Origin of the sequence: Lactobacillus sp. W8174, assembly GCF_016100975.1 — a bacterium.
Taxonomy (GTDB): domain Bacteria; phylum Bacillota; class Bacilli; order Lactobacillales; family Lactobacillaceae; genus Lactobacillus; species Lactobacillus juensis.
In genome coordinates this window covers 51,787-64,051 of record NZ_JACFRN010000001.1, presented here as the reverse complement: position 1 = coordinate 64,051, position 12,265 = coordinate 51,787, and the positions used below count along the sequence as shown (strand labels likewise).

Genomic DNA, 12,265 nt, shown 5'->3' with positions numbered 1-12,265 from the left:
TCGTATTAATTAAACATTGAACAATCTTTTATTTGATGTAAACGTTATTATTTAAAATTTTTACATTTCTTTAGGAGCATTGACACCCAAAAGTCGCAAACCCTCGGTTAAAACGATTGAAGTTGCTTGGACTAGTGCTAACCGAGAGCCTATTTGATCATCTTCAACTAAAACTTTGACATTAGCATAATATTTATTAAACTTCTTTGCTAAATCAAGAGCATACTTTGCAATAACAGATGGTTCGAATTTAGCACTACTGCGTGCAATAATCCGTGGGAAATCTGCTAAAGACTTGGCAACGCCAAAGGACCAATCATCATCAATATTTATATCTGTTAATTGCGGTTCGTGACCTTGAGCAGCAGCCTTGCGCAAAACACTTTGAGCCCGTGCATTTGTATACTGCACATATGGACCAGTGTCACCTTCAAAACGGACAACTTCATCCAGGTCAAAGTCAAAGTTTTCGGTTCTTTCATTCTTTAAATCATGAAAAATAACTGCACCAACACCAACGTCATGAGCAACTTGATCTTTATTGGCCAAATCAGGATTCTTCTCTTCAATTTGTTTTTGTGCTAGTTTAACGGCATCTTGTAAAACTTGATCAAGAAAAACCACATTGCCTTTTCTAGTAGATAGCTTTTTACCATTTTGAGTAATCAAGCCAAAAGGAACATGGTAAATCTCGTCAGCCCAATCATAACCCATTTTTTTCAAAACAGTTTTTAATTCCACAAAGTGCTGAGCCTGCTCATTACCAACTACGTAAAGCATTTTGACAAAATGATAAGTCTTCATACGATAAATCGCAGCTGCCAGATCACGTGTCAAGTAGATGCTAGTACCATCTGATTTAACAATCAAAGCTGGATTTTCATCTTCACCCATGTCAACCACTTGTGCACCACGAGACTCATGCAAAAGTCCTTTTTCTTTCAGCTCATCAATTACGGGTTGCATTTTATCGTTAAAGAAAGCCTCACCTTTATACGAATCAAAAGTGACACCCAATTCTTTGTAAATACGGTTGAAATCAGCCAAGGAAACATCCCGGAACCATTGCCATAATTTAACTGCTTCTGGATCACCCTCTTCTAATTTCTTAAACCACGCGCGACCTTCATCTTCAAGCTCAGGGTGCTTTTCAGCTTCTTTATGGAACTTGACGTAATATTTAAATAAATTCATGATCGGGTCTTTTTTAACGTCTTCTTCCACACCCCAGTGCTTGTAGGCCGCTATTAATTTACCAAATTGTGTGCCGTAATCACCTAAATAGTTGATTTTAATTGGTGTGTAACCAACTTTTTGCAGGGTCTTGGCAATTGAATTGCCAATTACTGTTGACCTTAAGTGCCCCATCGACATTGGTTTTGCAATGTTGGGGCTAGACATATCAATAGGAACATTCCCCTCTCCCAATTTTTGGTCACCATAATGTTCTTTTTGTTGCAAGATTTCTGCGAGAGTTTGTGAAATCAACTTGCTATGATTAATAGAAAAATTAACGTAGGGTCCAACAGCTTTAATTAAAGCAAAATCGCTGCTTTTTAGTTTGTCTGCAATATTTTGCGCAATAACTACAGGATTTTGATGCAGCACTTTTGCCAATGCAAAGGCTGGAAAAGCATAGTCACCCATTTTTTCATTTTTTGGTCTTTCAATTAATGAATTGATTTGATCTTTGGGAAGGTCAACCTGACTAGCGATTAAGTCAACTACCTTATCTTTAAAATCCATTTTTCCTCCTAAATGCCAAAAAAAGTCTCTTCCTCATTATTTGAAGAAGAGACGAGTTATAACCCGCGGTACCACTCTATTTGATACAAAGTATCCGCTTATTAAATTTGCTAAATTTTTAGTTAGACACGCTTTCATCCATTTCTTCAGCCTGACTTACACCAACTCAAGCTCGCTTTTTTGAAAAAATGTTTACTACTTCTAACCACTTTCATCAAATGATTATAACAGGAAATGAAAGCTGAGCCAAATTTTTTAGTTATTTTTGATAATTACTTTGGTACCTACTGGAATATTTTCAGCCAACCAGCGTGAATCAGGTACGCTTAATCTGATACAGCCATGAGAGGCAGGCTTGACGCCTAGCTTTTCAGCCTCTTTAATATTGTATTTGCCATTACCTTTCGTAGGAACAGAATGGAAAAGATAAACATTTTCTTGATCCCAGCTAGTCCAGTTATTAGCACCTTCATTTAATTCAGGATTATAAAAAGAGTCACCACGACCATTTTTAATTTTATAATTTCCTGTTGGTGTCAATGACTTGCCTTTTTTAAACAAACCAGCACTTGCCAGCATGGTGTACACTCGTTTATTACCCCGCAAGATGTAAACTCTATTACCCTTGAGGGAGACTCTAATTGTTAAGTCATTTTCGAGATGCTTAATTTTAGGATAAGGCATTGTCTCACTTGGCTTTTTCCAATTAAAAGGAGCGCGCAAATCTTTTGGATCTCGATATGGGCGGTATGAAGCAGCTGTTTTAATAACAGCTGTTTTTCTAGCATCTTTAGTTTTATTCACTTCTTTTTGCTGAGAAGGCATAGAAACCCGCGCTAAACTGATTGCACAAATTAATAAAACACAAAAAGCAGTAAGGGTTTTTAACAAACTATTTTTCATAAAATTATTCTTCTCCCAAAAGATTTAAACTCGACTAAAAATTATCAACTGGCAAATTCTTTCATCAGCTGTGGTAGCAAAGCGCTAATTTTTGTCGGTCGCACCACATAATTATTTTCAGCAATTTTATCACCTGCCAAAGAATGAATAAAAACCGCAGCCAGAACAGAATCTAAATTATCACCAAATTGAGCTGTAAAGCCGCCAATAATACCTGCTAATGTATCTCCCATGCCACCCGTGGCCATGCCAGGATTGCCTAGAGGATTCACAAAAATCTGATCGGCACTAGTATAAATATGAGTGTGATTTGATTTTAAAACCAAAATAGCATTTTGTGTAGGGAAAATCTTTTTTAAAGCATCTAAATTCGCACTGTCAGTCTGAAATGGGATTCTAATCTGACTCAAACGCTGCCACTCCATTTGATGCGGAGTTAAAATAACTAAACTGGCATGTTTGGGAATCAAATTTTTATCTTGACCCATCATGTCCAAAGCACTTGCATCTAATATTAAGATTTGATTGTGAGAAACATTTTGACTAACTGTTGCTAACAATTGCTGAGCAACAGTGCCAGTCCCTAAACCTGGTCCACATACAATAACATCCATCTTTTTCATTAAATCTACCAAATTCCGGTCACGCCAGTCAATAAACATGATCTCAGGATTACGAGCATGCAGTGCATCAAGGTTCACTGCATGGGTAGCCACTGAAATAAGTCCAGCACCACTATTAAGTGCAGCCTCGGCTGCCATGATAATTGCACCACCGTAGTTTTCACTGCCACCTATTAATAAGACCCTGCCGTAATTGCCCTTATGGGAGTCACTTGGTCTTTTTTTAATTACTTTTCTCAAAATATCTTCTGTAATTACCGCCATATTAGCCTCCAAATAGCCAGCGCCAAAACCTTACAAAAATGTTTACTCTATTAGTTGATTCTAAAGCCTGGGCGGTCAACAATAGGCCATTAGGACTTTGCAATGAAATAATTTTATTTTTACCAGTCTTAAAGTAATAAGAGTTAATTTTTTGCCCTTTTTCTACAGGAGCTTCAACAGTTTCAGCTGTTAAACCCACCTGAAATTTAGAACTATTTCGTGGTATCCAAATTAAACTTTTATTTTTGATGCCAATATTTATCTGCCTTGCTTGTCCATTATGAACTGCCATATTAGTGTGACCAATAATTACTTCATTACGCTGAAAAACTAAGGGCTCGTATTTTTGATAAACATAATTGAGCAGTTTAGCTGTTTGAATAAAACGGGCAGGATCAGTGTTAGTAACATGTTTTGCTCCCATGATTACAGTGATGATTCTTCCACCACGGTGAGGAGCTGTTGCAATAAAACAAGCACCTGCAGCGTCAGTAGTTCCTGTTTTCAAACCATCGATTTTTAGATTTTTATGATATTGCGGCATCCCTTTTAGCATCCAGTTAAAATTGCTCATTGGTGTTGCCATATTTTGATCAATAAAGTCCATTTTAGCAATTTTGGTCGTCTTAAGTACATCAGGATAATCCTGTATTAATTTCTGACCTACAATAGCCATATCCTTGGCAGACAACATGTTCTCATCATTTCTACCTGCCCCAGGATAAGCATCTTTACCTACGCTTTTATTAGGCAAACCACAAGTCGTATAAATACGAGCATCTTTGATGCCCCATTTTTGCAACTGCTGTCTCATTTGCTTAACGAACGCAACCTGAGAACCACTAATTGCTTCTGCTAACATCATTGCGGCTCCGTTAGCAGATTCAATTAAAGTTGCTTGATACAATTGTCTAATCGTATACGTGTGCTTCATACGCAAGGGAACGTTTGAATACTCTCTGTTACTGGCAACGGCAAAAATTTGCCGGGTAGGCGTAACCTTAGTGTTCCAATTGATTTTTTCCTGATCAATTGCCTTCAGGGTTAAATATGCGGTTACCAGCTTTGTCATTGAAGCTATGGGCAATGGCTGATTAATATTTTTGCCATACAATAATTGGCCAGTCTCACTATCAATTGCTATTGCTGCTTTAGCATCGATAGCTACTTTATCTTGATCAAAATTATCAGGCAATTTTGAAGCAGCATTCACATCAACTGGAAGTGCCAGTAATAAAAAGCTGATAAAAAATAGAATGATGGTTTTTGCTTTCTTTTTCAAGTATGATTCTCCCTTCCCTGATATTTTTTGGATTATTTTACGTTTTATGCTTACATTTTACCAAATTTTTGGTATGATTATTACTGTGCTAAAAATAATAAGCCCCGATGGCGGAATTGGCAGACGCGCAGCGTTCAGGTCGCTGTTTAGGTAACTAAGTGAAAGTTCGAATCTTTTTCGGGGCATCATATTAAGATAGTAAGAGCTAGTCCATTAAGGATCTAGCTCTTTTGCTTTTTCCTAAATATTTATTTAATTCCTCTTGTTCAATTATTTTACGATTTTTGTTTTCTATTTTTCCTTATTACTAGTGTATTATGCAAAACTTACTAATTGACACTGGCAGTGATTTCTTGGCAGCAACAGCTAATTTAATTAAGAATTAGTAAAAATTAACAGCTTATATTAATATTAAAATAGTATCAATGGTATTTTTTAGAAATTTGTTAAATGCCTTAATAATATGCAAGTGATTTACAAAAATCTTAGATCTAACTACATATTATTTTTAAAAATATGTTTTCAGTTGTACTTAAATGATTTTTTTGTATTAAAATTATAGTAAAAGGAGGTATTGTCATGCAAAAACGTTTAACAAAATCGGAGGATAAGATTGTCTCCGGTGTCTTTGGCGGAGTCGCAGAATATTTTGGCTGGGATAAAGCATGGACCAGAATTGGCGGCGGAGCCTTAATATTGTTTTCATTCTTTACAGGTATACTTTTATATATTATTGCTGCAATTGTTATGCCTGAAAAGGATCACGGTAATGACACTCCTGACGGTGAATTTCATAAGTACTAGATTTTAAAAATATAAATTTATTTGCGTTGTTCAAAATTCAAGTTTAATTTGTTACATATTTGTGCCTGAATTAAACTTGAATTTTTTATGCAATTTGACCTTTTTCGAATTAAATAATATGATTTATACAATAATTTACTTAAAGAAAGGTTAATATATAATGAGCTTAGACGTTAATATACTCCCATCAGATTACATTGACTTATCTATTGGGGATTTTCGTTCTGGAATAAACAAAAGAATAATTGACAAGCTGGTAAAAAGAGTCGCAAAAGAAGGCAACGGGTACACTCCGGGTATGGGTCTGCCAAAACTCAGAAAAGAAATTGTGACATATTACAAAGAAAAATATGGCATAAAAGATATTGATGTAGATAACATCCAAATCACAGTGTCATGCTTACATGGTGCATTTTTATCCTTAAAGTCAATCATCAAATCTCAAAGTGATGAAATTATAGTTATTGCGCCCTTTTTCCCTTCTTACTTAAATTTAATTGCAGGAGTGGGAGCAAAGCCAGTGATAGTCAAATCAGAGGCTCCCGATTTTGCATTACCAAAAGACCAAATCAAAAACGCAGTAAATCGAAATACCAAGGCTATTATCATTAACTATCCTAATAACCCTACAGGCGCAAGTTTATCAGAATCAGACCGTAACTTCTTGAATAAACTATGTGAGGAAAACAACATTTTTCTAGTTGATGATCATGTTTATAGCGACTATCCGAGCACCTACAAATATCAACCAGTCTCAACTGACATTTCTCATCAAATATTAGTCAGCAGTTTTTCCAAGACTTTTGCTATCCCAGGAATACGTCTAGGCTATGTGATTGCACCTGCCGATATTATTGAGCGTGACGGTTATTATAATGAGGGAATCACTTTTAGTGCCCCAACTATTAGTCAATTCATTGGTGAAATAATTTTAGAAGAACCAGATCAATATACCCGTCATATTGAAGAGATTGGAAAAAGAGGTAAAAAACTAACTAATTTGCTTTCTACAAGTAAGTATTTTGCTTCCTCTAAGTATCTGGGAGGCCTGTATATCTTTATTAAAATTCCCGATGAAATCAAAGATGTTGATTTATACTATAAGCTATTAGAAGACCACTTTCATGTAATTGTCGCCAAAGGTAGTGATTTGGAATACTCAGACAGATACTTTAGAATTTCCCTATCTACCGAAAAAGATGCTTTATTTGAAGGTATGCAGAAGATTATTGACTGTGTAGACTATACTTTGAATTATAAATAATTGCATGCCTAAAATTCAAGCCAATAAAATAAATATTATATTTAGGTTTAAATTAATAAACTCTTTGCTTACTGAGTTTTAATTCCGTTAGCGAAGAGTTTTTTATTTAACTTTTAAGTTCATTAATAAAATTGTTCTAAATGTATTTTGCCCAAAGAAAAAACTTGATACCGTTTTTACTACGGTACCAAGTTTTAGTATTAGCTTTTTGCTTATGCATGAATATGCAATTTTTCTAAGATAGGAATAATTTTATCGCCCAGTATCTTTTGTGCCAGGTCAGATTTAATTGCTGCAAAACCGTAGAACAAACAGCCTATAACAACAGCAACAATAACGATTACTAGCGACTGCAAACTACTTGCAGGATTCAAGAACAATTCAAGTCCTTTTTCTACTGCCAAAACAATTAAAAACATGGTTACAGAAAACGCAGTAATTCCGATAAAACGTCTTCTTGTTCGATCTTGGTTGAAATTATAGCCAACTTTAAGGTGTTTTAAGGCCATAAAGATAATAACGAACATCCCTAAATTAGTAGCAATCAGGGGCCCAAAAACCTTAAACAAATAGATCATTGGATATTGCATCAAAATTTTAATAATTAGTCCTAATACTAAATATTTAATTGCAAGACCATTTTCTGATAGGCCTTGTAAAATCGCCATCAATACAGTGAATAAACCTAAACTAATTGCTGTAAATGATGAAAGGTATAAAACATTTGAACCTAATTTATCGTAACCATAAAAAATGGTATAAACTGGTGTAGAAATTGCTGCCATACCAAAGGAGGCAGGAATCATGACAAATAGAAATAGATCTAAAGTATTGCCTATTTGATCAGAAATACCTTTAAAGTCGTGCTTCGTGTGGGCTGCTGATAATAAAGGAATTGCTGTCACTGCCATCGCGCTGGCAAGAGAAACAATAATCATAATCAGTTTGTTAGCATTAAGAGCAAAAAGTGCATACCAAGTCTCAATTGTATTATTAGAGGCATTAATTAAATTAGCAATCATAGGATGAAAGGTATATTGATCCACCAGATAAAAAAGCTGGATACCAGCATCAATAATAATAAACGGAACTGCTTGAGCAATAATTTCTGCAAAAAGTGCAGATGTTGAAACTTGTATTTCATTATTAGAATTTTCAACTAATTCATTAAGCTTGTTACGCCTTGAAAATAAGAACCAGGCTAGAATACCTATACCAAAAACTGCTCCGATGGCTGCAGCTAAATTTGACTGCACAACAGCATCAACAAAGTTACCGTGTTGCACCTGCATAATTACATAAGCAGTTAACAACATCCAGATAACTCGCGCCAACTGTTCCACAAACTGAGACATGGCCGATGGCATCATATCCTCATAGCCCTGAAAATATCCTCTCATGATGCTTAACACAGGAATAATCAAGATAGCATAGGACAGACTACGCATCACTTTTACCTGCCTGGGATCAATCTGTGAGCCGTTAGAAGCCAAAAAAGGCGAAGCAAAGTACATAATTGTCGCAGAAATTATGCCCAAAATTACCATCAAAATCAGACCACGATGAAAAAGTTTACGTCCTACACCATACTCATTAAGCGCATTATATTTTGCCACCTGTTTCGCAACGGCACCAGGAATACCTGCTGTAGATATTAAAATAAAAATACTATAGATATTATAACTTCTAGCAGTTAATGCATTGGCAATATTGCCGTAAGGTGACATCCAATAAAACCATGGAATAATATAGAGTGCTCCTAAAATACGTGACGTAATAGAGCCAAAAGTCATCCATGCACTGCCCTTAATGAAGGTATTTTGTGTATTTTTTTCAGATAAATTATTTTCTCTCATTAATATTCCCTAAATCTAGTTTACTAACTATATTATTGTGAATGAAAAAAGGCAATTAACAACAAATATACTTTGCACTTTAGGAAAAATTAACTTTATTTAGCTACAATATTGACAATTTTATTCGGTACAACAATGACCTTTTTTACATCTTTGCCTTGCAAAAACTTCTGTACGTGTGGCAGAGCCAGTGCCTGCTTTTGAACTTCATCTTTATCCAAATCAACAGCAGCTGTGAAATTCCCACGCAATTTGCCATTAACTTGTACCATAATTTCAACAGTCGACTCAACTAATTTAGCTGGGTCATAGGCTGGCCATTTTGCAAACGTCACAGATTCATCATGACCAAATATTTGCCAAATTTCTTCCATCATATGAGGAGCAATTGGAGCCAAGAGGGTAATGAAACCTTCTGCATATTTTCTTGGAATAGTTTTAGCTTTTTGTGCGGCATTAACAAAGACCATTAATTGAGAAATTGCGGTATTAAAGTGTAAATCATCAAAATCTTCAGTTACTTTTTTAACAGTTTCATTATAAATTTTATCTAAAGTACCGTCGTTCTCCTCTACGATGTTTTCTTGAGGAATAGCTTTGAGATCCAGATCGTTAACAAATAAGCGCCAAACTCTGTCTAAAAACTTCTTGGTTGAAGCAGGGCCATTATCATCCCAGTCAATAGAAGCATCAAGAGGTCCCATGAACATTTCGTACATTCTTAGACTGTCTGCACCATATTCATCGATCACGTCATCTGGGTTAACCACATTACCCTTCGACTTGGACATTTTATCATGATCTTTCAGGATTAATCCCTGATTGAATAATCTTTGGAACGGCTCTTCATTTGGAACAACGCCTAAGTCATACAGAACCATATTCCAAAATCTAGCATAAAGCAGATGCCGCACAGCATGTTCTGCGCCACCAATATAAAGATCAACTGGCATCCATTTCTTTAGCATTTCATAATCGGCTAATTTATTATCATTGTGCGGGTCAACAAAGCGCAGGAAGTACCATGAAGAACCTGCCCAGTTAGGCATAGTATTAGTTTCACGTTTACCCTTACGGCCGTTTTTATCAACTACATTAACCCAGTCTTTCAAGTTTACTAAAGGACTTTCAGGTGTGCCTGACGGCTTAATATCAGTTGCGTGTGGTAAAACCAGTGGCAATTCATCTTCAGGAACTAAAGTAGTTTCTCCATCTTCCCAGTGAATTACTGGAATTGGCTCCCCCCAATAGCGCTGCCGACTAAATTCCCAATCACGTAACTTGTAATTAACTTTTTTCTCTCCAGCATGATGCTCAGTGAGCCAGGCAACAATTTTCTCTTTAGCATCTGCAATATTGAGTCCATTTAAAAACTCTGATTCAATATGTGGACCATCACCTGTATATGCCTCTTTTGAGATGTCTCCACCCTTTATTACAGCCTTAATTGGTAAATTGAATTTCTGAGCGAACTCATAATCACGAGTGTCATGAGCTGGAACAGCCATTACGGCACCAGTACCATAACTGCCAAGAACGTAATCGGCAATCCAAATAGGAATTTCTTGGTTGTTTACAGGGTTAATGGCATAGGCACCTGTAAAGACTCCAGTTTTAGTTTTATTTAAATCTGTCCTTTCAAGGTCGGACTTAGATTCAATTTGCTTAATATAGGCGTTAACTTCATCTTTATGACCGTCAGTCATTATTTTCTGAACTAATTTATTTTCAGGCGCTAAAACAGCATAGGTAGCACCAAATAAAGTGTCTGGCCGTGTACTAAAGACGTCAAAAGTCTCATTGGAATTCTTAACCTTAAAAGTAATTTGTGCACCTACTGAACGACCAATCCAGTTCCGCTGCATTTCCTTAATGTTTTCTGGCCAATCAAGATTGTCCAAGCCTGCAAGAAGACGATCAGCATATTTGGTAATTCTCAACATCCATTGTTTCATGTTACGGCGATATATTGGGTAGCCGCCACGTTCAGTCTTACCGTCAACAATATCTTCATTGGCAACAACTGTACCTAAATCAGGTGACCAGTTAACCGGTGCTTCCGCCTCATAGGCCAAACCATTTTTATACATTTGCTCAAAAGTCCATTGCGTCCATTTGTAATATTTTGGATCACAAGTGGCAAGTTCCCTGTTCCAATCATAGGAGAAACCCAAAGTATTGAGCTGCCGTTTAAAATTAGCAATATTTTCAGTAGTAACAACAGCGGGGTCTTGTCCAGTTTGAAGAGCATATTGCTCGGTTGGCAGACCAAAAGCATCCCAGCCCATTGGATGAAGCACATTATAGCCTTGACTACGTTTCATTCGTGCAACAATATCGGTTGCTGTGTATCCTTCTGGGTGTCCCACATGCAGTCCTTTACCAGATGGAAAAGGAAACATATCTAAAACATAATAATTTTTCTTTTTCGGGTCATTACCGGTTTTAAATGTTTGATTTTTTTCCCAGTAATCCTGCCATTTCTTTTCAACAACTTTGTGATTGTACATATTTTTACCTCATAAAAAAAGTCCTATGAAATTTTTTTCATAGGACGAATAATCGCGGTACCACCTAAGTTCCGCACCAAAGATGCGACACCTCTTGCCCCTTAACGCGGATAGCAAACGTTAGATTTGTTCCAGGCTCAGTTCACAATCTATTTTTCAAGTCTTGCACCTTCCGACTCTTCTCTATAGAAAAACAAAATTGCTACTAGTTCCTGATCTTTATTTTTTGACCAATAATGATTATAATTTACCACAATGAATAAAAAAAACAAGGGGAGAAAGTTTTTGAACAAAACAATTCAAACAAAAAGAGACACCATAGTACCTGCTACAATCTTCTTGATTACTTATGCAGCGTGGGCAATTTTGGTTGCTTCCGAAAATCAGTTTATCCAAAAATTTGATCAAACTGTCATAAATATTATTTGCAACAACAATCCTGCCGCAATCAAATTTGCAACTACATTTACCAATTTAGGTAATACTAACGTGATTATGATTGAAACGATCATCTTGGTAATTGTTTTGGCATTTTGCAAAAAATTTGCTTATGCATTTTTTACTGCTGGAACAATGATTGCGGCTAATGGTTACAACTGGATCATCAAACACGCAATAGCTCGTCACAGACCGCTTACCCAACACCTTGTGGCCGCTCACGGCTACAGTTTTCCATCAGGACATTCCGTTGGCAGTGCCACATTATTTGGAATTTTAATTGTTTTAACAATTTTATTAATTAAAAATAAAGCCATAAAAACTGTATTGTGCATCATTTGGGCCTGCTTTCCAATATTAATTGGTTATACAAGGATTTTCAACCATGTTCACTACCCCTCTGACGTAGTTGGCGGGTTTTTAGAAGGAATTGCATTTCTTTTAATTGGCTATTCCTTCCTTTACCATTATTATTTAGAAAATCAAAGAGCACAAAGTACTATTTATTAAGTAAAAAAGAGTTCTTATCAATTAGTGATAATTCGAACTCTTTTTTGCTACCTCAATTTAGAATT

The 12,265-nt window shown here is 36.0% G+C and carries 9 protein-coding genes and 1 tRNA gene; 4 read left to right on the top strand and 6 right to left on the bottom strand.

Features of this window, described 5'->3' with window-relative positions:
• Positions 1-60: 60 nt before the first annotated feature.
• The 4 genes from argS to H3U49_RS00430 all read right to left on the bottom strand — a co-directional run bounded on the left by argS (position 61) and on the right by H3U49_RS00430 (position 4,818).
• On the bottom strand, positions 61-1,746 hold the full coding sequence (argS, locus tag H3U49_RS00445) for an arginine--tRNA ligase (protein ID WP_198178781.1): 1,686 nt from the start codon (positions 1,744-1,746) through the stop codon (positions 61-63).
• A gap of 255 nt (positions 1,747-2,001) precedes the next feature.
• Complete coding sequence (locus tag H3U49_RS00440; RefSeq protein WP_198178780.1) at positions 2,002-2,649, bottom strand: L,D-transpeptidase; 648 nt, start codon at positions 2,647-2,649, stop codon at positions 2,002-2,004.
• Between the two features lie 44 nt (positions 2,650-2,693).
• Positions 2,694-3,536, bottom strand: a complete 843-nt coding sequence (locus H3U49_RS00435; protein ID WP_198178778.1) for an NAD(P)H-hydrate dehydratase — start codon at positions 3,534-3,536, stop codon at positions 2,694-2,696.
• A gap of 1 nt (position 3,537) precedes the next feature.
• Positions 3,538-4,818, bottom strand: coding sequence for a serine hydrolase (locus H3U49_RS00430; RefSeq protein WP_198178776.1), 1,281 nt, complete (start codon positions 4,816-4,818; stop codon positions 3,538-3,540).
• 101 nt (positions 4,819-4,919) lie between these two features.
• On the opposite strand from H3U49_RS00430, the gene H3U49_RS00425 reads away from it, so the two are divergent.
• The 3 genes from H3U49_RS00425 to H3U49_RS00415 all read left to right on the top strand — a co-directional run bounded on the left by H3U49_RS00425 (position 4,920) and on the right by H3U49_RS00415 (position 6,886).
• A tRNA-Leu gene (locus tag H3U49_RS00425) sits at positions 4,920-5,003 on the top strand.
• A 394-nt stretch (positions 5,004-5,397) separates the two neighbouring features.
• Positions 5,398-5,622, top strand: a complete 225-nt coding sequence (locus tag H3U49_RS00420) for a PspC domain-containing protein (RefSeq protein WP_198178774.1) — start codon at positions 5,398-5,400, stop codon at positions 5,620-5,622.
• Positions 5,623-5,782: 160 nt separating this feature from the next.
• Positions 5,783-6,886 carry a pyridoxal phosphate-dependent aminotransferase gene (locus H3U49_RS00415; protein ID WP_198178772.1) on the top strand — a complete coding sequence of 368 codons (1,104 nt, stop codon included), beginning with the start codon at positions 5,783-5,785 and terminating at the stop codon, positions 6,884-6,886.
• 212 nt (positions 6,887-7,098) lie between these two features.
• Here the strand turns inward: H3U49_RS00415 and H3U49_RS00410 are convergent, their stop codons facing one another.
• Together H3U49_RS00410 and leuS are read right to left on the bottom strand one after the other, a co-directional pair.
• Positions 7,099-8,742: a polysaccharide biosynthesis protein gene (locus H3U49_RS00410; RefSeq protein ID WP_198178769.1), complete on the bottom strand. Its 1,644-nt coding sequence runs from the start codon at positions 8,740-8,742 to the stop codon at positions 7,099-7,101.
• Positions 8,743-8,837: 95 nt separating this feature from the next.
• The gene (gene leuS, locus H3U49_RS00405; RefSeq protein WP_198178767.1) at positions 8,838-11,252 is read right to left on the bottom strand and encodes a leucine--tRNA ligase; all 2,415 of its coding nucleotides are present in this window, start codon (positions 11,250-11,252) and stop codon (positions 8,838-8,840) included.
• Positions 11,253-11,507: 255 nt separating this feature from the next.
• Here leuS and H3U49_RS00400 point away from each other — a divergent pair, with 255 nt between their 5' ends.
• Positions 11,508-12,200, top strand: a complete 693-nt coding sequence (locus tag H3U49_RS00400) for a phosphatase PAP2 family protein (RefSeq protein ID WP_198178765.1) — start codon at positions 11,508-11,510, stop codon at positions 12,198-12,200.
• Positions 12,201-12,265 lie beyond the last annotated feature (65 nt).